Consider the following 25,374-nt stretch of genomic DNA (forward strand, 5'->3'; position numbering starts at 1 on the left):
TCATGAAAGAGAGAAGGGATAGAAATCCAAAAAGGCAGGAGATTGAGAGGATTAATTTAGAATTACAAAACTTGCAAGAGCAGGTTAAAACGTTAAAAGGTACCTTTTACGATACTTATACGGTACAAGAGACTGTGCCAGACACATATAGATTTAAATCGGAAATTGATCCTAATGCCCCTGATGAGTTTAATATGGAGCCTGATACCTGGAAGAAAGTAGACAAACAGATATGGGTTCCTCGTGATCCAACAACTTTGGAAAGAAATCAACTTGATGAGCTAGCACAAGGAATTAGAGCTAAAGAGAGGGCAATTGGTAGATTAGTCGATGAAATAAACGTAGCAAAGGTTATGGAAACTGTTTCAGACGTTTTAAAGTATCTTGATCCAAAGAAGCATAAAAACGATATTGCTAATTTGAAAAGCTTAGAAGAGCAACATTTTTCTAGTTTGTATGATCTTCAAAATCATATTTCTAGATGGTCAGGTGGTCAATCTAGTGTAACGCGAGAACTATATAAGGCTATTAAGAAATCAGACGGGTCAGATATTGATTACCAGATGGGCAAGGTTGCTAAGCAACTAGAGGACAGAGTGAACGTTCATAAAACTGAAAAGACATTTAACTTTAATGCATTTAAGGAGCAAATACCTCGTGTGAATATAGATGAGGATCTGGATAAAGATGACAGTCACAGTAACTCGTTATAATTCAATGAGAGATTATATTTTCATTATCTATTCTCAAAAATAGTTTTTGAGTTGGTACTAACTTTGCTTTGAATCCTGGACGCAACGAAGAAATCCAGTCCACATAACTTTTTATGAAGCAACCTAATTAAAGAAAATTAGGTTGTTTTTAAAGACAGTATCTAGAAGAGTAGTTTTATCAATTTAAAAATTACATCAATTTTGGTTATCTATGGTTTTATTTTATAAAACTTTTTTCTTTACCGAAAAGATAGGTTGCGGTGACTAAAACCTCATTTGACCTATAGGAGCCAGGATTCAAGGATTGTTCAGCCCATGTATTAATTCCATTACCAGAGGAAATAGGGCCTAAATCTTGATAAATGTAACCTACAGAAAAGATAAGTTGAGGGAAAAATTGCACATCAATCCCTGCACCTACATTATAAGCAAATTCACTGGTATTCGAGTCTCTAAATCCGGGACTGACTCTTGGAGTAACACCGGAAAATGCTTCTTCTCGATAGTTAGATACATTGTTGAATGAACTCCCTATTCCTCCATTAACATAAGGTGAAAATATTACATATCGGAACAGATTAATTTTTCCTGATGCTAATAAAAGATTGGAAGTAAAATCCAAGTTGTAATTGTAGTTAGTAAATTCAGGCAAGGAATATTGTGTTATTTCACCACGAATATGAGTTTTGAAAAAATACTGCCAGAAGACGCTCAATGAGTAGGAAGGAAACCAAAAATTATTATTTTGCCAACGTCGACCTGCAGATGCCGCAATAACCCCACCATTATCATTAGTGATTGAGTATCGATCAAAATCAAAAGGGGATGGAAATCCTGAGCCGTTATTTACTTTCATTTGGGAATGTAACTCAGGAAATTGGGCGCCTCCTCCAAGAGCTATAAACCAACTGCTTTGCGTATTGAAAATAGATGGTGGTACTGTATTTTTTATACTTTCAATATCCTTAGAGAAAGATTGACCATGGTAGACAAATAATAAAGCGGCAATACTTGGATAAAATAAATTCCATTTCATAATTAGTCTCAAAAATTTAATAATCGTTATAGTAATCCGCGTAATTGGTGACAATGATTAATTGCGGCATGAGAAAGTATCATAATTAAATGAATTAAATCAATAAAATGATTGCCTCTGTTTCCATTTCTACTATCTTGGTCAAACTGCCCTGATTTTCTGTGCTCCAATGCTCACATACTTTATGTATGCTGCGCTTCGGTGCTCGAAAATCAAGTCATTTTGACTCAAGCTAGCGACATGGAAACAGACGCTGGCATAAGCCCAAAATAAGCATTAATCATTAAAAATTAGAGCTTAGGACAAGAGAAATTACTATAATAATTAATAAACTTGAAAATCAATTAGATTAGGGTATAGACAAAACATATGCTGTATTATAAATTGGCCTTTTTATCAGGAATAATCAATGCGTATTGCCTTGGTGCTTGAGTACGATGGTAGCCAGTATCATGGCTGGCAAGCACAAACAGGCTTGCATACTGTGCAACAAGCCGTAGAACATGCTTTATCAAAAGTGGCAGATTGCCCTATTTCTGTAGTTTGTGCGGGCAGGACAGATACTGGTGTACATGCTACAAATCAAGTGATTCATTTTGACTGTGATAAAGTTCGAAGCATTCGTGCATGGATTCATGGTGCGAACTCTTTTCTACCTAAAGATATTTGCGTCAAATGGGGAAAGGAGTCGACGGAAGAGTTTCATGCAAGATATTCTGCTTCTGCGCGACGATATCGCTATGTCATTTATAATGGTGCTATTAGACCCGCTTTACTCCGGAGTAATGTTACTTGGCAGTACAGGCAATTAGATCACCGACAAATGCATCAGGCTGCTCAGGTTTTATTAGGAGAGAATGATTTTACCTCATTTCGTTCCGTTGAGTGTCAATCGAATACGCCTATGCGGAATATCCATAAATTACAGGTTAGTCGTATGGGTGATTTAGTAATCATTGATATTACTGCCAATGCTTTTTTACATCATATGGTACGGAATATTGCTGGTGTATTAATTGCAGTAGGCTCAGGAAAACACCCTGTATCGTGGGTAGACGAAGTACTCAGAGCAAAAGACAGAAGATTAGGCGCTGAAACAGCCCCTGCTTATGGATTGTATCTAGTGCAAGTGACTTACCCTCAGGAATTTTCTATATTACAGAATAATCCAGGGCCTTCTTTTCTTTTGGAGAAATAATTGAGTCTGGCACGTATACGAGTCAAAATGTGTGGTATGACGCGTAGCGAAGATATTGCACATGCAATTAATCTAGGTGTTGATGCGATAGGTTTGATTTTTTATCCAAAGAGCACTCGCTGCGTCTCTATAGAACATGCCAAGGTATTATTAAAAGAGCTTCCTGCATTCGTAGACTCGGTTGCTGTTTTGGTTAATCCTGAACAAGAATTGGTCTATAAAATAATAGAGGAATTACCAATCCAGTTATTGCAATTTCATGGTGATGAAACCGTTGAGTTTTGCCAGCAATTTAAGAAACCTTATATTAAAGCCATACATGCTGATTCGGCAGAACATATTCATCAAACAGCTCGAAATTTTGTGTCGGCACATGCTTTATTGTTAGATACTCCTTCTAAGACTGTTAGGGGTGGAACTGGATGTGCTTTTGATTGGAATATTATTCCGCAAAGGGTAGAAAAGCCTTACATATTGGCTGGAGGACTGGATGAGTTTAATGTACTTGAGGCAATTAAATCATGCCATCCTTATGCCCTAGATCTGTGTAGCGGCATTGAGATGTCGCCTGGAGTTAAAGATCATGGCAAAATGAGTCGATTTATGCAGAAATTATTGTAGTAGCCTGGGTGAAGCGCAGTGTAACCCGGGTTTGGTTAACTCTGAACTCCCGGGTTATGCTGTGCTTCACCCAGACTACATTTTTAAAAGTTTATGAAGGTAGATTAATGAATAAAAAAGAGCTTCCTGACGAGCGCGGACACTTTGGTCCCTATGGCGGTATCTTTGTCGCAGATACTTTGATGTATGCATTAAAGCAATTGGAAGAGGCTTACACAAAATATCGAAAGGATCCTGATTTTTTAGCGGAGCTGAATGCTGAATTAAAAGATTATGTGGGACGTCCTAACCCACTTTATCATGCACAACGTTTAAGCCAAGAAATAGGTGGCGCACAAATCTACTTAAAACGAGAAGATTTGAATCATACTGGGGCACATAAAATTAATAATACTGTAGGACAAGCGCTACTTGCCAAACGTATGGGCAAAACTCGGGTCATTGCCGAAACGGGCGCGGGTCAACACGGGGTTGCCTCGGCAACAGTAGCCGCCAAATTAGGTTTAGAATGTGTCGTCTACATGGGTGCTGAAGATATAAAACGCCAATCATCTAATGTTTATCGCATGAAATTGTTGGGTGCAGAAGTGGTTCCGGTCACAGCAGGTTCACAAACGTTAAAAGATGCATTAAATGAAGCCATGCGTGATTGGGTAAGCCATATTGATGATACTTTTTATATTATTGGAACAGTTGCTGGTCCACATCCTTACCCTCAAATGGTTCGCGATTTTCAGACGGTTATTGGTATTGAAGCACGATCTCAATTTTTGGAAAAAAAAGGGCAATTACCCGATGCTTTGGTGGCTTGTGTAGGTGGTGGCTCTAACGCAATCGGCTTATTTTATCCTTTTTTGAATGATTCAACAGTTGCCATCTATGGTGTTGAAGCTGGAGGTAAAGGTTTAGAAAGTGGCGAACACTCAGCTTCACTGATTGCAGGAACACCCGGTGTTTTGCATGGTAATCGTACCTATTTGCTGTGTGATGAATACGGTCAAATTAAAGATACTCATTCCGTTTCAGCAGGTCTTGATTATCCTGGCGTAGGTCCCGAACATGCCTATTTAAAAGATACAGGGCGTGTAATTTATGAAGCAATTAATGATGATGAGGCGTTGCATGCATTCCGTACCTTAACGCGGGTTGAAGGCATTATTCCTGCTCTTGAATCCAGTCATGCAGTTGCTTATGCAATGAAACTCGCTAAGAAAATGTCTGTGAGCCAAAACATTATCGTGAATTTATCAGGTCGTGGTGATAAAGACATGCATACTGTTGCTCAAATTGATGGAATTACCGTATGAATCGAATTGACAAAACTTTGATGCGCCTGAAATCGCAAGGCAAAAAAATGCTGAGTCCTTATATTACTGCTGGAGATCCTTATCCAGAAGTCACAGTGAAACTGATGCATGAATTGGTTAGGGCTGGGGCGGATGTTTTAGAATTAGGTATCCCATTTTCTGATCCCATGGCAGAAGGACCTGTTATCCAAAGAGCAATGGAACGTGCGCTTGCTCAAGATGTGCATTGTCATACGGTACTGAATATGGTTAAAGAGTTTCGTTTAGAGGATCAAGAGACTCCCATTGTGATAATGGGTTACTTAAATCCCATTGAGCATTTGGGTTATGAGCTTTTTGCACAACAGGCCGCAGAAGCGGGCGTAGATGGAACCATTTTGGTAGACTTACCTCCTGAAGAGAGTGAAGATGTAGCAAAAATCTGGCAAAAATATGGTTTATACAGTATCTTTCTGTGTTCACCAACGACCTCAGATGAGCGGATGGCATTAATTAACCAATTCGCTAAGGGTTATTTGTACTACGTGTCTTTGAAGGGTGTTACTGGATCAGAGTTGGATGTTTCATCTGTAAAATCGCAATATCAACACCGCAAAGCGCAAACCGCACTTCCGCTAATGGTAGGGTTTGGTATAAAAACGCCTGAAATGGCCGCAGAGGTTGCTAGTTTTGCAGATGGTGTTATTGTGGGAGCAGCCCTCATTACGCAAATTCTGAATGCTTACAACACGAATAATGATATATTGCAAGCGGGAGCAGATTTAATTTATTCCATGCGACATGCTATGGATAATTTAAAATGAACTAGGGGTTTGTTGACAATTCGCTAGACTGAGCCCAAATGGTGTGATTTTAGAGCACCGAAACGCGGCATACACAAAGTATGTGAGTATCGGAGCGCATAAAATCATGCCATTTTGGCCAGGATAGTAGAATTATCAGCAGCCCCAAATAACAGCGACGGAAAAATCTAATGACAGAATTAACTGAAAAACGAGCTCATTTTATAAGACAACTGATTACTGATGAGCTAGCAAGTGGCAAACATAAGTCAGTAGTTACTCGTTTTCCCCCTGAGCCTAATGGATATTTGCATGTAGGGCATGCTAAGTCTATATGCTTGAATTTTGGTTTGGCTCAAGAATTTAACGGTATTTGTTTTTTACGATTTGATGATACTAACCCAATTAAAGAGGAAGAGGAGTACGTCAATGCAATTATTGAAGACGTACGCTGGCTAGGCTTTGAATGGCATGCAATGACTCATTCTTCAGACTATTACCATGAGCTCTATGATTTTGCGGTATTATTAATTAAAAAAGACTTAGCTTATATCGATAGTTTGAGCATGGATGAAATTCGTGCTTATCGTGGAACTTTGCAAGAGCCTGGACGTGAAAGCCCGTACAGAAATAGACCAATAGAAGAAAGTTTGGATTTATTTGCTCGTATGAAAGCAGGGGAGTTTCCTGATGGTACGCATGTGTTAAGAGCAAAAATTGATATGCAATCCGGTAACTTGAATATGCGTGATCCGGTAATCTATCGTATTCGACATGCACATCATCAGCGCACAGGCGATGAATGGTGTATTTATCCTATGTACGACTATGCACATCCTATTTCTGATGCGCTGGAAAAAATTACTCATTCTTTATGTACATTAGAGTTTCAAGACCACCGTCCTCTTTATGACTGGTGTGTTGATAATTTACCTTTACCTGCAAAGCCGATCCAAACTGAGTTTGCACGTTTGAATTTATCACATACGGTGACTTCAAAGCGTAAATTACGTACCCTGGTTGAAAAAAAGGCGGTCACTGGATGGGATGACCCACGAATGCCTACGCTACGAGGGATGCGTAAACGTGGTTATCCACCTGCGGCAATTCGCCAATTTTGTGAAGTAATAGGGATATCGCGTAGTGATTCTGTGATTGATATGTCTATCCTTGAGGAATGTGTCCGCGATGAATTAAATAGGACAGCGAAACGTGCTTTGTGTGTTATGGATCCTATAAAAGTAGTTATAGAAAACTATCCTGAAGGTAAGGTAGAAATGTTAAAGCCTGTTTTTAATCAGCAGGACCCAGATTCAGAAACACGGGAATTACCTTTTACTCGTGAGCTCTTTATTGAACGTTCTGATTTTATGGAAGAACCACCTAAAAAATATTTCCGTTTATCTCCTGGTGCTGAAGTACGTTTACGTCATGCCTATGTGATTAAATGTCGTGATGTTGTTCATGATGAACAAGGTAATATTATAGAATTACGTTGTACTTATGATGAAAAAACGTTAGGGAAAAATCCTGAAGATAGAAAGGTAAAAGGGGTCATTCATTGGGTATCATGTGCACACGCTTATCCTGTGACTGTACTGGAGTATGACCGCTTATTTAATGATCCTAATCCTGGTCGAGAAGAAGATTTCTTCCAATTTTTAAATCATAATTCATTGCAAGTAAAACAGGCATTTTGCGAGCCGGCTTTAGCGAATCAGCCAGTAGGCGAAGTATTTCAATTTGAACGCTTAGGATACTATTGTGTTAACGAAGCAAAAGAGGGCCATGTTAGTGTATTTCATCGTGTAGTTGATTTAAAAGATACTTGGGCAAAACAATAGAGTCATTGACAATTCTACTATCTTGGCCAAAATGACGTGATTTCATGCGTTCTGATACGCACATGCTTCATATTGTATGCTGCGTTTCGGTGCTCTAAAATCACGTCATTTTGGCTCAATCTGGCGAATTGTCAAAGACTCTAAGATAAGGGGCAGATATGTTGCATTTATATAATTCTCTAACCAGAACAAAAGAACCATTTGTTTCCATTTCTCCTGGAAAAATAGGTATCTATGTTTGTGGTATTACTGTATATGATCGTTGTCATATAGGCCATGCCCGTTCTATGGTATCTTTTGATGTCATTGTTCGATACCTGCGCTCTCAAGGTTATGAGGTAAAATATGTTCGCAATATTACTGATATTGACGACAAAATTATTGCGCGCGCACATGAACGTGCAATACCTATCGATGAATTGACTGCTCAGTATATTGAGGCAATGAATGAGGATACACGAGCTCTAAATATTTTGACTCCGGATGTGGAACCACGTGCTACAGAACATATAAGTAGCATTATTCAGTTAATTGAACGGTTACTTAAGAAAGGAAATGCATATCTTAGTGATAATGGCGATGTGTGTTATCAAGTGGATTCATTTGCTGATTATGGGAAATTATCGCACAAAGACCTAGAAGGTTTGGTTGCGGGAGCACGAGTAGAAATTGTTAAAGAAAAACGCTCTCCATTGGATTTTGTTTTATGGAAAAAGGCAAAGCAAGGTGAACCAAGTTGGCCTTCACCATGGGGAGAAGGGCGTCCAGGTTGGCATATCGAATGTTCCGCAATGGCTATGAGTGAATTAGGTGAGCAATTTGATATTCACGGAGGAGGGTTGGATTTACAATTCCCACATCATGAGAATGAAATCGCTCAAAGTGAAGCGGCTACTGAAAAACCTTTTGCAAATTATTGGCTGCATGTAGGGATGCTTCAGGTTAATAATGAAAAGATGTCTAAATCACTAGGTAATTTTTTTACCATAGCTGATGTTTTAGCCAAACATCATCCAGAGGTTGTACGTTATTTTCTTTTAAGCAGCCATTATCGAAGTTCATTAAATTATTCCGAAGAAAATTTAACCAATGCAAAGAAAGCATTAACACGCCTATACCAGACAATAAAAGAGAGTCAGATCAGTACAGATGGTGAATTAGAAAATCATTGGGTTAATGAATTTAATCAAGCAATGAATGATGATTTTAATACACCTGTAGCGCTATCTGTTCTGTTTCAACTGAGTCATGAAGTAAATAAAAATCGTTCACCTACTTTAGCGAACACATTGAAGCATTTGGCAGGGATCATGGGGTTACTACAAGAAGACCCCGCATCTTTTTTACAATCAGGTTTTGCTGAACAAGATCGAACTGAGATAGAACAACTAATTGCTGAGAGACTTCAAGCTCGTGCTGATCGAAATTGGGAGCGTGCTGACCAAATAAGAGCTGACTTGTTAAGTCGAGGAATTGAGTTAGAAGATGGACCGAATGGAACTACTTGGCGTAGGATGGAATAAGCAATTTTTTACTAACTTATTTGTAGCCTGGGTGCAGCGCAGCGTAACCCGGGTTTCCAGTCTAAATGAACCTCGTTAACCCGGGTTACGCTGCGCTGCACCCAGGCTACGGATCAACAGTTTTTTAAGATCTTTATTTTTATTCAATATTAGGAATACCTTCATCTAATAATAACTGCTTGTCTTTTTTCGCCTGAGTTTGAGTTCTTTTGGTGCGAAATAAAAAAATAGCAATTAAAAAAAACAACAAAAAGAGAGCAATCCAACCCATCAGATAAAAGCAATCATCTAATCCTAAGGCAGTTGCCTGTCGTGTAAGATAAACATTTAATTGAGCGGAAGCGTGCTTTCCTTGAAGATGAAATAATTTTGCACGCTCAAAAAACTGTTGAGTTTCATGGGAAAATGCAGTCAGGCGGCTGCCTAAACGAAGATGAAAAAATACTTCTCGCCTATGCCATAAAATAAAAAATAAAGATACGCCTAATCCACTGCCAAGCAATCGGGAGACGTGAAAGAAGCATATGCTTTCAGCAAGCTTTGTCTCAGGAAAAGCTTGAACTGACAATTGAAAAAGGGGTGATAAAAAAAATGCAAGTCCTATACCGGCCAATATTCGAGAAAAAGCAATCCGATTAAAATCAATATCCACATTAAAGTAGGTGGTATAGAAACATGAAATGGCAAAAAAAAGTAAGGCAATGATTAATGGAAAAAATGGGTCATATTGTTTCTTATTGAAGAGTACAGGAATCCATCCACAAAATGCCATGGTCCCTATAATTAGCGCGATCCAATTAGGCGTATAATTGACATAAAGTTTCAACCATATGGACAATAAGATTACCATACCAAAATAAAGTGCAAAAAATAAGATGATGTAAATCATCGCAAGCGAAAAATAAAAATTTTTAAGCAATTTTAAATCGATGACAGGATGTTGTGCTGACCAAGTACGCAAAATAAAAAAAATAAAACTGATTACGCCAGAAATAAGTAAAAACGTAATTAAAGGGGAACGAAACCAATCTAACTCTTGGCCGGTCGTTAAAGCGCTTAAAATAAAAATCATGCTGATGCAGTAATAAAAATATCCAAGTTTGTCAAAATATGCTTTTTTAACAGGTTCGTGATATTTTCTATAGCCACACCCAACGTACACAATTAAAAACAAACAAATAGGGACATTAGAATAAAAAAGAATACGCCAATCGTAGATGTACGCAATCCAAGCGCCATATGAGGCACCAATTACAGGAATTATTGAGAGGCAAATCAATACTAATGAAACAATATAGACTTTATCTTTATTCGGTGAAAGTAAAGGAATAAGTGTATACGTAATCAGAAGAAATACTGGTCCTGACGCAAATCCCTCTAAAAACCTAAATAAGATAAAAGTAAAATAATTGCTGGCGGTAGCACATCCCAGCGAGAATAAAGCGGTAAGACTAAGACATACCACATAAAGCTGAATGGGGCTTAGTCGTGTTACCGAAGGTTTGCCTAAAGGTACTCCTAATAAGTTGCCAATACAAAAGAAAGCGACAGCATAAGAAGTCATATATGGACTTCCGCCCAGATCACTGACAATATACAGACCAGCCATTATAGGTAAGGTCAGATTGAAAATTACAGCAGCCAACGATAAGAGTAAGATATAAAGAATCATCGTTTATCTATCCATTCAAAATATCTTTATTAATCATCAGCGGAGCATTGGCATATTTCTGAAGATTAGGATCCAAATTGCTCTGAATAATATCAGTGATGAGTTTCTCATTGCCTTTTTCTTCTTTTTGGAAAATGTTAGTCATGTACTGAGGTGAATTTGAAGTCGAAGTAGGTACTAAAGGTCCGTTTTGGTCGGACAGATCTGCGGTTAACTCTAAAGAGAGACCAAGTCGAAGTGGGTGTTCCTTTAGTTCATCTTGAACTAGTGCAACTCGCACAGGTAGTCTTTGAACAATTTTAATCCAATTTCCACTGAGATTTTCGGGGGGCAATAATGAAAAAACATTCCCTGCACCTCCTGGTAAACCAACAATTTGACCGTGATATACAACGTTGGATCCGTAAAGATCAGAAGTAAACTTAACGTTTTGACCAATACGCATTCTTTTCATCTGGGTTTCCTTATAGTTGGCATTGACCCAAATTTGATCGAGAGGAATAATGGCCATAAGCGGATCTTTTGGTGAAATCCACATACCTACTTGAATTGTTCTTTGTGCGATCAGTCCCTCTACTGGAGCATAAATTTTGCATCGATACAATTGTACCCACGCATCGCGTACTTCTTGTGCCGCTGCTTGTACCCAAGGATGTTCTTTAATGGAGGTACCTTGTACAAAAGCAAGCTTTTTTTGATAATTGTGTTTCGTACTTTTTAATGCAGCAGTTGCAGCTTTGAGATCATCTTGTGCATTTTGGTAATCTTCTAATGAAACTGCTTTGGCACCAATGACATCATAACGATGTTTAAGGTTTTGTTGTGTTTTTAAAAGTTCTGCTTTCCTTACTTCAATTTCTGCCGCCAATATAAACACATCATGAAATGCTTGGCATACATTGCGCACTGTTTTGGCAAGTTTCTTTTTTGCTTTTTCCAGAGCAATCAAAGAATCTGTTTCATTTAAAGAAACTATGAGCTGCCCTTTTTTTACCAGAAAACTATCATCTGTATAAATGCCGGTAACAAATCCTGGCCGTAAGGATTTGATGTAAACCTGATTTCCTTCTACATAAGCATTATTGGTATAGGCTTGGTTTCTCCATACAAAAAACCAATATAAAAAAAGGAAAATAAACAGGACTATAAGAATTATTGTAAAATAAAAAGAAGGTGATCTTTTTTTCATGAGTTTTTCACCAATGGTACGGTATTTTGATAGTAACCTCCTCCCAACGCTTTAGTTAATTTGATAGAGGCTAGGTATTGGTTATAAAGTAAAGTAGCATCTACAAGTCTTTTTTGAATCACTTCTTCTTGTAAAATATAAAGATCAAGTAAACTATCCAAACCTTTTTTCTGGCGTAGGTAACTCAATTCATAGCGTTGTTTTGCATACTCAACTACTTGATTTTGTTCCTTTTTCTGTTGGTAAATGTCTTCAGCAAATGCGAGGACATCAAGGACTTCTTGGGTACTGTACAAGAGTAAATTATTGTATGCATCAATTGCTGCATCAAATTGAGCTTTAGTAGCTTTGATATTGGCTCGTATGGCTCCGGCAGTGAAAATAGGCAGATCAATAGCGGGCCTTAGAGCTGCTGTACCACTTGATATATCCAAAAATTTTCTCCAGCCAGTGCTTTCAAGACCAATAAGACCAATAAGGTTTACATTGGGATAATATTCAGCCATGGCTGCCCCGGTTTTATAGGCTAAAGCCTTGGCGCGCCAAATTTGAGCGATAAGATCAGGTCTGCGCGCTAAGAAATCTAATGGCACGATTTGAGGAATTTTTAAAATTTTGGGCAATGTGGGCAAAGAAGGAGAAATCGAAAGTGGATTATCGGGTCCGCGTCCTGCTAAAGTATTCAGTAAATGTTGGTCAACAGAAAGTTCAGCAGTGATGCTCGATAGAAACTTGTTTGCCTCAAGTAAATTTTCTGATGCTTCGAGTGCTGGTAATTTTGAAGACAGTCCCTTTCGTACTAATAATTTTTCTAGTTTTACAATTTTTTTACGTACTTCAATTAACTGTACATACAGCTTTTTTCGTATGAGATTGGTTTTATAAGCAAAATATGCCTGTGCAATTGCTGTACTTGTAATTAATTCTACTTCAGCAGCTTCCGCTTCTTGAGCTTTAGCTTCACCAATAGCAGCACGAAAGAGATTGCGATTTTGTCCCCAAAAATCAAAATCAAAATTAAATGAGAGAGAGAGATCCAAGACTGTAGAATTCAAAGGAAGCCTGTGATTGAATGCACGATACAAACCATTTTTACTTAAGTATTGCCGGTTCTCATCTGCATCAAAAAATACTAAAGGAAATAATAGGGAGCGGGTAACAATGGCTTGTTGCTTTGCAACGGTAATTCGGTTTTTAACTTCTTGAATGGAAGGATTATTTGCCAAAGCCTCTTTAACTAAATTGTTGAGCTCAGGAGCATTATAAGATAACCACCATTGTTCTTTTGGCCATTTGCCTTTAGAAAAAATATCTTTTTTCTGTAAACTTTTTTTAATAGAGTGTTCCATACTGGGAACAGTCTTTATATCTTTAATCTGGCTTTGTTGGGGCAGAGAAACAGTACAGGATATTAATGCGTATAAACTGAAGCAAGTCCATCCTACTATCCAAAGCCGCATAATTGATCCCTTTTATTTGGCACACATCTTAGTCGTTAAGTAACTTCACTGCATATCATCATAAAATGTTTTTTTATGGCACTGAAGCTATCTTATATAGTAACCATTAACATTTGATTTTCATAGGAATTTTCTTTGCTCAATAGAAGCAACAATATTATCAACTAACCTTGTGTTGTTACTCGAAGAATTTCAGCAAGTGAGGTATCTCCGACTAGCACTCGCTTAAATCCATCATCACGAATACTGGGAGTAGTGGGGCGTAAATAATTTTCCATTGTTTGCAGGTTTTCATGGCGATGGATCATTCCTCTCAACGCTTCATCCACCGTAATCAGTTCATAAATCCCCGTTCTTCCCTTATAGCCCAGGTGATTGCATAAGTCACAGCCTTTGGGCTCAAAAACGTTTGAGGTATCCGTGTCAGGGGCAAGTCCCATCAGTTCTTTTTCGTCATCTCTCAATTGATGTGGAGTTTTGCATTGATGACATAATTTTCTAACTAGACGTTGCGCGATAAGTCCAACAATACTTGAAGAGAGAAGAAAAGATTCGACACCCATATCGCGTAGACGGGTTAGTGCACCTAGGGCACTGTTTGTATGTAAAGTTGATAATACTAAGTGTCCTGTAAGACTTGCTTGAACAGCAATTTCAGCAGTTTCCAAATCACGAATTTCTCCAATCATGACTACATCGGGATCTTGCCTAAGAATGGCTCTCAAGCCTTTTGCAAAGGTCATCTGTACTTTGGTATTAACTTGCGTTTGTCCTATCCCTTCAAGATCATATTCTATGGGATCTTCAATGGTTAGAATATTACGTGAAACTTCATTTAATTCTGTCAACATGGCATACAAGGAAGTAGTCTTCCCAGAACCAGTTGGTCCAGTAACTAAAATAATGCCATGAGGCTCGGCAATCATTCGTCGCATGGCTTTCACAGTTGGTTCAGGCATACCCAACAAATTTAAATCCAATTGCGCAGCTTGTTTGTCTAGAATTCTTAAAACCACGCGTTCACCATGGTTGGAAGGAAGGGTTGAAACCCGAACGTCGATATTATGTCCACCAATACGAAGTGAAATACGACCATCTTGTGGAATACGCTTTTCTGCGATATCCAGCTTGGCCATAACCTTGACTCTAGAAATTACTAGGGGGGCGATGGCACGTTGAATTTCTAAAACTTCATGTAAAACACCGTCAATGCGATTACGTACTAATACTCGATCTTCATAAGTCTCAATATGAATATCAGAAGCCTTTTGTTTTATTGCCTGAGTAAATAATGCATTTAATAAGCGAATGATTGGTGCATCATCTTGGTTTTCTAACAAATCTTCACTCACTGGAAGCTGGCTTGCCAGTAAGGACAGATCCATGTCTTCCTCCATACCTCCAGCGGCTTCTAATATCGATGATTTTGATTGATACACATGGGCTAAATGTTGCTGAAATGCTGATTCATCAACTTGTTTTAAGGTAAATTCACATTGTAATAATCGTTTTATCTCAGCAAGTGCTTGCAAAGGAGTATTTGGTAAATAATAAACAAGAACATGGTTATCGCTCATTTCACTGGCAACAACAATCCCATGGTTTTTTGCAAAACTGTATGGGATTCTCAGTGATTTATCTTCATTTTCCATAGTTTAGTTCGTTACTAATAAAGGTGGACGATTAAACGGTTTAGGTAATTCTGCCTGTTTTAAGGCGGGCATCACCGTAGAGTTATTACTTTGTAAATAGGCATCTTGTGATCTTAACCAATCCAGCTCGTGTTGACGTACATTATTATACTTTTCACCGGTCATATGCATTGTATCTCGTTCATTACGTAAAATAATGGGTTTAATAAAGACCATAAGTACACGTTTTTCACGAGAATTTATATTACGCCTGAAAATGCGTCCAAGGCCAGGTATGTCCCCTAACACAGGGATACGATTATTATCATTCCCCAGACTGTCTTGAGTTAAACCTCCTAAAACAACGATGTCACCACTCTCAACATGAACCGAAGTGACTATGCTACTAATTCTAAATGTAGGGGTAGTTGTGTTTGGAGCAACAACGGGCGGATCCAAAGTGTCATTACCTTGATCGATTTGCATTTGAATGCCTTCGCCACGTGTAATTTGCGGTCTGACATAAAGATGTAATGCCACGTTAACCCGATCAAAGGTTGTAAATGGACTCGCAACGGTTGTGCCTCCAGCATTATTAGGGTAATTAGTCGATGCGACTGAAACCTGTTTACCTACCAATATCTTCGCTTGGCGATTATCAAGAACTACTACCGAAGGCGTTGATAAAATGTTCGCTTTATTTTGTCTTGCTAAGGCATATATTTGTGCCTGAAAATCATCAAGTCTGGTTTTGCTATTAATTATAGCAAATCCTGGCCTAAAGCTGGCTGGTTTTCCTGTTTGTTGTTCACTACCCCATTCTATACCTAAGTCATTGACGTCTTCTTGATTTATCTCGGCTACCAAAGCCTCAATGAGAATTTGAGCCGGTTTAATGTCCAATTGAGTAATTACTCTTTTCAGAATCCGTATTACAGATGCTGGTGCATTAAGAATAATGGAATTTGTATTGGGCTCTGCAATAATTTGTACCGATGGTTTGGTGGTGCCTTCATTTTGTGAGGTTGCTGACGTAGTATTTGCAGTAGCCCCAGGTGATGTCAAAGAGGGACTACCAGCTGGATAAAGAGAAGTGGCACTAGGACTTGGCGTATTAGAGCCGTTATTATTACTTACAAGATTGGAGGCAGGGTTAGTACTGTCTAAAGCAGGTCGAGTGATTGTGCCAATGGTTGTCCCAACATTACCACTGAAATTTGCCTGAGCAATACCGGCAAGAATGGGTACCAGGTCTTCTGCCCTGAGATAGTTCAGATAAACGACTTGAGTGTTAGAGTTCAGGCCCGCAGAACTTTCTCTGTCTAATTTTAATATGAGCATCCTCAGGCGTATTCTATCCGTTTTGGAACCACTGATTAATAGAGAATTTGAACGATCATCTGCTGCCACAGTTAACTGAGTTCGCGCGCCTCCCATACTGGGTTGGATTTTTACTAGATCTTTTAAAGTCGCCGCAATGTCCATTGCTAAAGAGTGTCGTAAATGGACCATATCGATACCATTTGCAGATGAGTTATCCACTTGTTTGATAATATCTGCAAGACTATGAATGTTGTTCGCTCTTCCTGACAGGATGAGCATGTTTGAAGGAGCATATGCAGAGATACTGCTCCATTGCGGCATTAGTGGACGTAAAACAGGCACTAATTGCTCTGCTGGAACATAATGAACGGGTACAACAGCTACCATCATGTCATCGCCTTGAGGAGGATGTCTTATTTCGTTCAGAAGATCAGGTGATTGGGTTTTCGCATCAATATTAGGAATAATTTTAATAATCGCACCATTGGGTATGGCGGCGTAGCCTGACACTTGCAAGACTGAAAGAAAAACCTGATAGAGTTCATTATTATTCATCGGTGTTGACGATACTATCGATATTTTTCCTTGAACCCGAGGATCAATAACAAAGTTTTTCCCAGTAACGCGTGATACTTCAGCGATTACAGCTCGGATATCCGCGTTTCTTAAATTCCATATTTGACCATTTGGCGGTAGTGATTCAGTCTGGTCACTTGAACTCTCAGATTGGTTTGTTTGTGTCGAGGAAGGAATTTGATTGTTATTTTTTTGAATTTTTTGAGCAATGATCTTTTGGGATAATTTATTCTGCAATTCTCGAGCTGTAAGGTAATCGCTAATAGGGCCAATTTGTACAAGATATAGTTTCTTATCCGATAGATTTTTAATTTCTATATGCTCACTAACGAGAGCAGACAACTCTTTTTCACGCTGTTTTGCATCTTTTTCCAAATTAAATGCTCCAGCTTGCAGGTAAAAAGTAGTATTCCCGTTCTTAGTTGTGGTGGAAATATTAATTTCGTTTGCATGAATTAATGCAGAGCAAATAAATGTTAAAATTATAATTACTATCGAGCGCATCGAAAAACCGCAAAATCATAAGTAAGTAACATAATAACTAAATTTATAAACTTACAATAGCTTTTTTGGCGAGTAACTGAAGGTATTTTGGAGCATTTTTCCTTTTTGCTTCAAGATTATCTTAATTGTTAAGAAATTAGTGAAATACTATGAGTATCTCTTCGTTTTTTCTCTAAATTTATTTCTGAAAGTTCATTTTCTATACAGAGAAATTACTAGGTTGAATACACTATTGTAGTCCCGGATAACCTGATGTTAATCCGGGACTCACTCTTACCGAGGAGTGTGATTATGCGTATGTGAATCATGTTGTTGGTGATGTTGATTTGGGTATGGATTATGTCCATGCTGATGTGGAGGAAAGAAACCATTAGGATGGGCACCTTGTACTGGAGTCGTAACAACTACTGTAGTTTGTGGTTGAGTAACAATTACAGTAGTTTGTTGGGTAGTTGTTGGATGGCCGTGTTGGTGTGAGTTTTGTTGATGTCCGTGATTTGTTCTTCTCATATTATTTCATCCTCATTAAATAAAGAAATTGAATTTTATTTATTGACGCATACAGATGATTATGAACACATAATTGTACATTTTAAATATCATCTTAACGCATTATATGCAGAGAGTTTGGTAAATGTATATGTCTTTTCAAATACTTCAAAGTTTCAACAGCATCAGCATTTACATAATTTATAGAGAACGGCCTTCTACTTTGATGTGCAGAAGGCTTCTTCAAACTCTAGAAGAGTTAAGGACAATAAATCGTATCAATCACTTCTTCGAGATCTGCATTACTTGGATCTTTTAAATCAAAATTGCCATGAAATTCTTCTCCTGATGAACTGATATAATGCTTTTCGAAAAATCGTGACAACACGGCATTTTCTCTCCGAAGTACGAGAGAGGGCGGCATTTCATCGGGATTAGGTAGTTGAACTAATTGATTTTCTGATAAATCAGCTGTATTTGTTTTGCCTCCAGTAACAAACAATGTTTTTGTTTTTCTATCGAAAAATTTAGTCATGCGTATCTCCAGTGAATGAGTTGGTGATTACCTACAACAATTCAATTGAACTTATATTGCAGACTAAGCTCAATCAACTTTTCTACACGAATGGGCTTGTCCCGTCAACAGCTCCTAGTATTTAGAAGACGATATTTCAATTGTACGATCCCACACCCGATATTTTTTGTATGCAAAAGTTCAAGTTCGAGATCATTCTTCAGAGGTCCAAATAATGACCTGCCAGAACCAAGTAATACAGGAATCAAGGTGATGGTTAATTCATTAATGAGATGTTCTGCAATGAATTTTTGAATGGTGATACCTCCATCAATATAAAGGTGTTTCATTCCTTTTTTGGTTAAGCGTTGAACGAGGGTAGTGGGTGATTCAGACGAAAAGGAAACGTAGTTTTGCAAATGTTGGGGGATACTTACTGCCTTACTACACATAACAATCACTGGAAGTGTTCCATAGGGCCATTCATCAAATGATAATACCTGCTCAAAAGAATGCCTTCCCATGATCAATCCATCGACTGTAGAAATAAAGGATTTATAACCACCATCCTCACCTTCGGGTACAAGAGAATTGACTTTCATGAGCCAATCAATAGAACCATCATTTCGAGAGATAAATCCATCGACACTGGTGGCAATAAATACGGAGCATTTGATGGACATAACAGAATATCCTTGTGAGTAATTGTGCAAAATATGAAGTGTAAACGAATTCAATCCAGTTTTAACTCACTAGAAAAAATATGACAAAAACAATACTTAATATGAAGAGCAACAAATTAATTTTTTGTCGTGTTAACAGTTTTAGCAGAGTATAAAGAATAATACCTCCACCAATTCCATCGGCAATCGATGCAGTAAAGGGAATCATCATGATCGTAACCATACAAGGCGCTGTTTCACTAATATCTTTCAATTTCATATCAGTGAGATGTTTCATCATACAACACGCTACATAAAGAAGCGCAGGGCCTACCGCAAAATTAGGGATCATTCGCGCTAAAGGCGAGAAAAATAGCATCAAGATAAAACCGATTGCAATGACTATTGCAGTGATGCCACCACGGCCACCTGCTTCAATACCCGCTGCAGATTCAATATATGGGGACGTACTGGCTGAGCCCAGCAATCCTGCCACAGCAGAAGCTGCTGCATCTGCTGTTAAACAGTTACTCAGTCGTTTCGCATAGTTTTCTTGTTGTTTGAATACAGATGGATTCAATAACCCAATCAGTGTTCCTGTTGCATCAAATACAGCAATTAAGAAAAAAGTAAATGTTGCCTTGATGGCGAGAACAGTATTTAGACCAGAAAAGTCGAGTTTTAAAAAAGTAGCCTGCATGGAAGGGGGCATAGAAATTAATCCTTGCCAGGTAGATAAACCCATGAACAAACTTAAAATGCTAATACCAAGTATCCCGAGAATAATAGCCCCTGGTATTTGAAAATAATCCAGAATAAGTATCAGAAGAAAACCTAAGAAAAATAATCCACTTTCGGGACGATTGATTTCGCCAAGACGCATTAAATTGTGATTATCCGCGATAATAATTTGATTATTTTGTAAGGTAATTAACGCAATTAACAGACTAATTCCTATTAAGATTGCAATTTGCAAATTATAGGGAATTGCTTCGATTAAAAGTCGTCGCAGGCTAGTGAGTGAAATTAAAAAAAATAAAACACCAGACAGAAACACAATGGTTAAGGCTTGTTGCCAAGGTATTCCCATTCCTTGCACAACCGTATAAGAAAAGAAGATGTTTAAAGCCATGCCAGGAGCAATGCCAATGGGGGTGTTAGCAAATAGCCCTGCGAGTAAACAAGCAAAGGCGGTAATAAGACAGGTAGCCGTAAATACTGCTCCCTGATCCATTCCTGCGTCATGAAGGATGCTTGGATTAATGAAGGCGATATAGACCATGGTTAAAAAAGTGGTAATCCCTGCAATGATTTCAGTTCTTAAAGTAGTGTCTTTAAGAAAATAGGATTTTAACCGTTCCATAGTATTCGATTCCCCTATTAAAAACATTCTTCTCAGTAATGCAGTACTATTAGTATTAACCATAACAAAAATTTGATTTAAAGTATCTACGGCTTATGTAATTATTTGAGAGAAAAGAAAGACTTAATAGTAGACTGGGTTATTGTGACCCAACATTAGAGAAATTTTTAAATTATTTGTTGGGCCAAGGCCCAACTACTAGGCGTATTCATATCAACCCATTGTTCGTGTCGCTTATCTACAGATCAGGATAATAATGTTGTTTAAACAGGTAATTTAATTTATTTTTCTAATCTTATTGCATAAACATCTGTTGTACTTTGACCCTGATGAAAGAAAGAATAAGTTTTAATTTCCTTTGTATTAGCTCGCATGGAAAATCTATGACCTTCAATATGCGGAACACTTTTGACCGCTTCTTTTATCCTCAGGGGGCCATGCTTCGCGTATTGCTTGCAGATAAGCATTAATTATATCTCGTTTTTTGGGGACGTTCTTTAGCATAAGTAGCAAGATTTTGAAAATATTTGCTGTCGATTAAGATGTTCAATTATGTTTCTTTGGTGTTAAAGCAATATTAAGTGGTAATTCCTAATCGGATTGATTTGTATTCCAGGAATTGGTATTAAAAAATGAGAATTAGTAAAATTGATTTTTTTGCTTTATGAAACAAAGTCATAAGTGTTTAGAAGCATCTCAATTTGTATTTATCTATATAGCTGGTGTTAACTTTTTCGTCATGCGATAGTTTGTAAATATAATGCCGTGCAGCTCTTTATTTTGAATTGCCTCAGTAATATACCCTTGGCTCTCGAAAAATGGTTTTGCTGTAATGCTGACGTCTGAAAAAAGTTTAGGTATACCTAAGGCCATCGCTGTATGTTCCCGAGCTTCTAATAAGGCTTTACCAATTCCTTGTTTTTGATAGTCCTTATGTACATATCCTCGATTAAGGTAACCATTTTGTTCCATATCTGAAAATCCAATAATTTTGCTGCTTTCTTTATCAATGGCTACAAAGCTATGGTTCCTATTGAGAGATTCTCGCCATTTGGATAAATCGGGATTCTGAGGAGCCCATGCATCAAGTTGCTCTTGTGTATAATCTTTGCAGTTGACATAGTGGACTGTATCGTAGAAGAGTTGGTAGATTGCCGCTTCATCGCCTGGCTCAAAAGCTCTAATATAAAATTTTTGATCCGATGTTTTAAAGGCAGGATAAAACTCGAGTGGTTTCGTATCAGTCCAAAGTTTCTTAATCTCAAGGAGTATGTTTTCTGACATTTGTTTTAAGTGAGGCAGTAAATTATTTTGGGAGGCGACATGAATAAATGCTTGCAAACGCGATAAAACTCTTGGCCTCACCCAATTTTCTTCGGTGTTCCATAATGAATTTTCAGGCAGAGGTCCTGATGGACCCACTCTGTCTTTCTCTAGAGTTGAATTAAGAAAATGGAGTGTTTGTTGCAATAACCAGAACCCACAAGCTTCCGTATAGGCTTTAGCATAAGCCAAATCATCTGATGCTGCTGGAATTGTTCGTTTGAGTTCTTCTCGATAAATAATCTCTAGAGGGGTTATGACCTCCTCAGGTATGGCTTTGGCACACCAACACGTAGGCATGCTCATTCTAAGATAAGTACCATCCAATAGTGCATTGCGTACAAAAGCCCATTCAAAATCTATGAGTTGCAAATCACGTGTCTCTTCATGGTCAAAAACATTATCCGGACAAATATCCCCATGAGTTAAAACAGTAAATGGGCCGGGTTTAAGTAAAGACTCAATCAGTGAGGTAGATTCATTAATGCATTCTGTTGTTAAAGGTAGATTGAGTTTTTTATTAATTGCGTGCAATTTTTCGAGTAAATCAGTACGAGTGAAGTCTAAATCTTCTTGCAGTGTTTCGGCGTTGCCATGAATTCCATTTAAAATAGCTTCATAGAGCGCTGTGTTAGCAAAACTTGCTGCATGAAAACTTCCTAATGCCTTCATGAAACGTCTTAAGGCAAGAATCGCTTTATCCCGATAGGGACGTGTTAATGCGTCAACTAAACTTACATGCTGCTTCCCTAAATCTTCAATCAGAATAAACCGATGTTCTTTATCACCACCATAAAAGCGTGGAACATTATGCATGGTTTGATGAATTTGATTTGCAAACTCGAGACCTGCCCAATCGCGAGCAAATCGTGCGTATGCGTCTTGATCATCGGATTCTGACTTTTCAGGTAATGATTGTTTGAAAATAATGCTTTGGGGGATAGAGCTCGATTCACTTTTAAGCATGATTCGTAACACAACATTTCGACGTTCTGGTTCACTTAAAAACTGCAAGGAATCAATTTCAACTTTTGCCATAAAAAGTTGCTGAAGCATTTGGGTTACTTTTTGTAGGATCTCCGGATTGATTGTTTGTTGTTGTGTACTCATATTATTAAACCTTTATCGTAACGTTTTCATCAGAAGCAAATAATCTTTATCTTCGCTATACCCAGTGCGTTTAAATCCTGCTTTTTCATAGCAGCGAATTGCATGGTAATTATTAATTTCAGGATCAACAGCAGCAGCACGGAACGTGTTAGGTAGGCTTTCTGTAAAAATATCTAAGATCTGTTTACCTAATCCTTTACCTCGATGATCACTTGCTGCAATAAAGAGATCCAAGCCAACCAATTCATGCGGCTGATATATATGAAATAAAGAATTCCTTGTATCCAAAATACCTTCAGGAAAATGATCTTTGAAGGAATAATATTGAATAAAACCTATCGCTTGTTTCTCTAAGTAAATGATAAAACTAGGGACAATATCATTACCATGAATTCTCGGTAAGTACTTCTTCTTAATATTTTCAAGTGACCAGACCTTATTACGAGCATACCATTGATTAATGGTGGGTTCCTGAAACCAACGATAAAGAAGGATGATATCCTGTTCATGTAAAGGTTTAAAATTGAGCGATTCGAGATGATTCATAATATTATATTTTAATGATGAATTTTATTTTTGAATAAGGTTTTTCTTTTTAGGCATCGGCACTTCGAATGCCGTAATCTTAAAGAGATGAGTTAACCATTCACCTTCATCCCATAGTTCAGCCGAGATAAATAAATAGGGCTTTGCACCTGGATAAGGGATGCCTTCATTATAGTTAATTATAAATTTTTTACCAGCATGAGTGGGTTTGACATATAATTGGTCATCGCAAACTAAAGCAATGACTTTGTTGTCGCAATAGATAGCATACTCACCAAACATCTTTTTCGCATATACACTTCCTGCTTTTGCCGTTTGATCAAGGATAAAATCCACAGTGCTTTTTTTGGAGGCCATTACTCATTCCTATGCTAATCCCGTTTTATTTGTTCTTAATAATGCCAGATAATTTTTAGTTTAAAAAGTTATCAAAAGATTAAAGCCTGGAGCTGGCTAGTTAAAACAAGCCTAGTTGCATGTAACTGTCTTTTGATCACATCTCTGCCTGCGCCGTCTCGACGACTTGTTCGCGGGGGGTAGTATTTTAGGGCATTTTCCTGGATCTCGAGGACAAGCCGCGGGATGTCAGAGAGCAGAGCTGGACTAGGTTTTTCAGCAGGCGTAGGTTGGGCCTTGGCCCAACTTTCTTTTAGCTTCGAACAGGTTAGCGTGTTATTAATTGAGTACCAGTGGCAGTGACTTGGCATTTAGAAACATTATCGCTTGCGGCATTGGTAATATAAGCTAGAGTTTCATTGTCGTTAAACACTAAAAAGCGAGAACTACTGCCTGGAGTAGCGCTAGTAGGCGCGCAATTAATTAAGTTGCCATTTGCATCCACATCAAAACGGGTTACCGTCGGCACCAGTGGTTACCTGGGTAATTCCTTGGATGGGTCGCTAACACATTGAACTGACGTTCATTGATGTTAAAGCGGTTTTTTCCAGTTCAGCTCTTTCTGCATCTAAAGCTGTGAGCTCTTTTACTAACCCATCATGTTTGAGTTTCTTAGCCCAAATTAGGTGATGAGTTTTGTTAGAAATATCAACTACCTCTCTTTTAATAGCACGAATTTGTTCAACACTAAGGTTCTCTGTACGACGATAAAACGCATAAAGTTGAACACATATCTTCTCAATTTTTTCTGATTCACTTAAGTTTTCACTTTCAGGTTTTGTGTGGAAATCAATCACACAACACTCTGTGACGCGAACGTTGTTCATATGAAAAAAAGACCCTAATGCTCGATAAATAGAGTTGTTGCGAACAAATACAGGGATGAACGGATTATCTATGCTCCAGAAACCATCAAGTCTAAGAACACGAATAGCTGCATTATTCTTCACTGCGAGCTTAGCTGCTCCGTCATAGACTCGGTGTGGTTCTTGGCCTATTTTTGCAAAATTACCTTGAGGGAAAAGTGCGAGGCAACCCTTTTCTCTAAGTACTTTCCCCGCCTTTTCTAATGCTTCGGCATTAGCAGATCGTCCATCACCGCTTTTTGTTGCCTGTGCTTTAATTGTTATCGCTTGAAACATCTCCATAAAAGAGCGGACACCGGGTATAAAGTTATAAACATCTGTGGCAAAAATATGAGGTGGTATGCCTTCCATTTTTGAGGCGACAACAGCCCCATCCACGAGACCAGTTCGATGTGGTCCCACTGCAATGATTTGGCCTTCATGGCCGGTAATTTTTAAATCACCACTTTTTGTATGCAAGAGGTCTGTTGTAACTTTTATTAAACCGGATATTATGCGGGCAGAGCGACTTTCATAGTTAAGGCGATTGCGAGACTCAAAGTATCTTGCAAGCAAATACGTTACTGTAACAAGCGCAATAAGTAGGTACAAAAGATTATAAGCACTGGATGCAAAATCATCATTATCATTATGTAGATCTAAACGAGAATCAAGTCCGGGCATGTTTATTACTCCTTTAATAACGATACATCAGCCAGAAAATTGTATTCTAGCAGGTAGGTTGGG

At 38.1% G+C, this 25,374-nt stretch carries 22 protein-coding genes; 7 read left to right on the top strand and 15 right to left on the bottom strand.

Features of this window, described 5'->3' with window-relative positions:
- Nucleotides 1–2: 2 nt before the first annotated feature.
- Nucleotides 3–713, top strand: a complete 711-nt coding sequence (locus tag Lstg_RS00925) for a hypothetical protein (RefSeq protein ID WP_058475786.1) — start codon at nucleotides 3–5, stop codon at nucleotides 711–713.
- A gap of 217 nt (nucleotides 714–930) precedes the next feature.
- Here the strand turns inward: Lstg_RS00925 and Lstg_RS00930 are convergent, their stop codons facing one another.
- Nucleotides 931–1,749 carry an outer membrane protein gene (locus Lstg_RS00930; RefSeq protein WP_058475787.1) on the bottom strand — a complete coding sequence of 273 codons (819 nt, stop codon included), beginning with the start codon at nucleotides 1,747–1,749 and terminating at the stop codon, nucleotides 931–933.
- Nucleotides 1,750–2,158: 409 nt separating this feature from the next.
- Here Lstg_RS00930 and truA point away from each other — a divergent pair, with 409 nt between their 5' ends.
- The 6 genes from truA (at nucleotide 2,159) to cysS (ending at nucleotide 9,024) form a co-directional block, all read left to right on the top strand.
- On the top strand, nucleotides 2,159–2,947 hold the full coding sequence (gene truA / locus Lstg_RS00935; protein ID WP_058475788.1) for a tRNA pseudouridine(38-40) synthase TruA: 789 nt from the start codon (nucleotides 2,159–2,161) through the stop codon (nucleotides 2,945–2,947).
- Nucleotides 2,948–3,568: a phosphoribosylanthranilate isomerase gene (locus Lstg_RS00940; RefSeq protein ID WP_058475789.1), complete on the top strand. Its 621-nt coding sequence runs from the start codon at nucleotides 2,948–2,950 to the stop codon at nucleotides 3,566–3,568.
- A 107-nt stretch (nucleotides 3,569–3,675) separates the two neighbouring features.
- Nucleotides 3,676–4,875: a tryptophan synthase subunit beta gene (gene trpB / locus Lstg_RS00945; protein WP_058475790.1), complete on the top strand. Its 1,200-nt coding sequence runs from the start codon at nucleotides 3,676–3,678 to the stop codon at nucleotides 4,873–4,875.
- Nucleotides 4,872–5,678, top strand: a complete 807-nt coding sequence (gene trpA / locus Lstg_RS00950) for a tryptophan synthase subunit alpha (protein WP_058475791.1) — start codon at nucleotides 4,872–4,874, stop codon at nucleotides 5,676–5,678. Before trpB ends, trpA begins: the two co-directional genes overlap by 4 nt.
- Before the next feature lie 170 nt (nucleotides 5,679–5,848).
- Nucleotides 5,849–7,501 (top strand): glutamine--tRNA ligase/YqeY domain fusion protein, encoded by a 1,653-nt coding sequence (locus Lstg_RS00955; protein WP_058475792.1) that lies wholly within the window; start codon nucleotides 5,849–5,851, stop codon nucleotides 7,499–7,501.
- Nucleotides 7,502–7,659: 158 nt separating this feature from the next.
- Entirely contained in the window at nucleotides 7,660–9,024 is a 1,365-nt protein-coding gene (cysS, locus tag Lstg_RS00960) for a cysteine--tRNA ligase (protein WP_058475793.1), read from the top strand.
- A gap of 139 nt (nucleotides 9,025–9,163) precedes the next feature.
- Here cysS and Lstg_RS00965 read toward each other — a convergent pair whose 3' ends face one another.
- From Lstg_RS00965 to Lstg_RS01035, 14 genes are all read right to left on the bottom strand, one after another.
- Nucleotides 9,164–10,696 (bottom strand): MFS transporter, encoded by a 1,533-nt coding sequence (locus Lstg_RS00965; RefSeq protein ID WP_058475794.1) that lies wholly within the window; start codon nucleotides 10,694–10,696, stop codon nucleotides 9,164–9,166.
- Between the two features lie 7 nt (nucleotides 10,697–10,703).
- Entirely contained in the window at nucleotides 10,704–11,885 is a 1,182-nt protein-coding gene (locus Lstg_RS00970) for an HlyD/EmrA/EmrK family protein (RefSeq protein WP_058475795.1), read from the bottom strand.
- Entirely contained in the window at nucleotides 11,882–13,345 is a 1,464-nt protein-coding gene (locus Lstg_RS00975; RefSeq protein WP_058475796.1) for an efflux transporter outer membrane subunit, read from the bottom strand. The genes Lstg_RS00970 and Lstg_RS00975 overlap by 4 nt, the downstream gene beginning before the upstream one ends.
- A gap of 164 nt (nucleotides 13,346–13,509) precedes the next feature.
- Nucleotides 13,510–14,997: a GspE family T2SS ATPase variant LspE gene (lspE, locus tag Lstg_RS00980; protein WP_058475797.1), complete on the bottom strand. Its 1,488-nt coding sequence runs from the start codon at nucleotides 14,995–14,997 to the stop codon at nucleotides 13,510–13,512.
- Nucleotides 14,998–15,000: 3 nt separating this feature from the next.
- A complete protein-coding gene (gene lspD / locus Lstg_RS00985) occupies nucleotides 15,001–17,379 on the bottom strand; it encodes a GspD family T2SS secretin variant LspD (protein ID WP_058475798.1) in 2,379 nt (792 codons plus the stop codon).
- Nucleotides 17,380–17,652: 273 nt separating this feature from the next.
- Nucleotides 17,653–17,889, bottom strand: coding sequence for a hypothetical protein (locus tag Lstg_RS00990; protein WP_058475799.1), 237 nt, complete (start codon nucleotides 17,887–17,889; stop codon nucleotides 17,653–17,655).
- A 238-nt stretch (nucleotides 17,890–18,127) separates the two neighbouring features.
- On the bottom strand, nucleotides 18,128–18,403 hold the full coding sequence (locus Lstg_RS00995) for a hypothetical protein (protein WP_058475800.1): 276 nt from the start codon (nucleotides 18,401–18,403) through the stop codon (nucleotides 18,128–18,130).
- A 104-nt stretch (nucleotides 18,404–18,507) separates the two neighbouring features.
- Nucleotides 18,508–19,065, bottom strand: coding sequence for a dihydrofolate reductase family protein (locus Lstg_RS01000; protein WP_058475801.1), 558 nt, complete (start codon nucleotides 19,063–19,065; stop codon nucleotides 18,508–18,510).
- A gap of 61 nt (nucleotides 19,066–19,126) precedes the next feature.
- Nucleotides 19,127–20,407, bottom strand: a complete 1,281-nt coding sequence (locus Lstg_RS01005; protein ID WP_058475802.1) for an NCS2 family permease — start codon at nucleotides 20,405–20,407, stop codon at nucleotides 19,127–19,129.
- A 711-nt stretch (nucleotides 20,408–21,118) separates the two neighbouring features.
- Nucleotides 21,119–22,840 carry a GNAT family N-acetyltransferase gene (locus Lstg_RS17440; protein WP_238585343.1) on the bottom strand — a complete coding sequence of 574 codons (1,722 nt, stop codon included), beginning with the start codon at nucleotides 22,838–22,840 and terminating at the stop codon, nucleotides 21,119–21,121.
- A 12-nt stretch (nucleotides 22,841–22,852) separates the two neighbouring features.
- A complete protein-coding gene (locus tag Lstg_RS01020) occupies nucleotides 22,853–23,386 on the bottom strand; it encodes a GNAT family N-acetyltransferase (protein ID WP_058475804.1) in 534 nt (177 codons plus the stop codon).
- Between the two features lie 24 nt (nucleotides 23,387–23,410).
- Nucleotides 23,411–23,743, bottom strand: a complete 333-nt coding sequence (locus Lstg_RS01025) for a TfoX/Sxy family protein (protein WP_058475805.1) — start codon at nucleotides 23,741–23,743, stop codon at nucleotides 23,411–23,413.
- 307 nt (nucleotides 23,744–24,050) lie between these two features.
- Nucleotides 24,051–24,251, bottom strand: coding sequence for a beta-propeller fold lactonase family protein (locus Lstg_RS01030; RefSeq protein ID WP_058475806.1), 201 nt, complete (start codon nucleotides 24,249–24,251; stop codon nucleotides 24,051–24,053).
- Between the two features lie 34 nt (nucleotides 24,252–24,285).
- The gene (locus tag Lstg_RS01035) at nucleotides 24,286–25,311 is read right to left on the bottom strand and encodes a lysophospholipid acyltransferase family protein (RefSeq protein ID WP_058475807.1); all 1,026 of its coding nucleotides are present in this window, start codon (nucleotides 25,309–25,311) and stop codon (nucleotides 24,286–24,288) included.
- Nucleotides 25,312–25,374: the final 63 nt, after the last annotated feature.

This window comes from Legionella steigerwaltii (genome assembly GCF_001468065.1).
Classification (GTDB): domain Bacteria; phylum Pseudomonadota; class Gammaproteobacteria; order Legionellales; family Legionellaceae; genus Legionella; species Legionella steigerwaltii.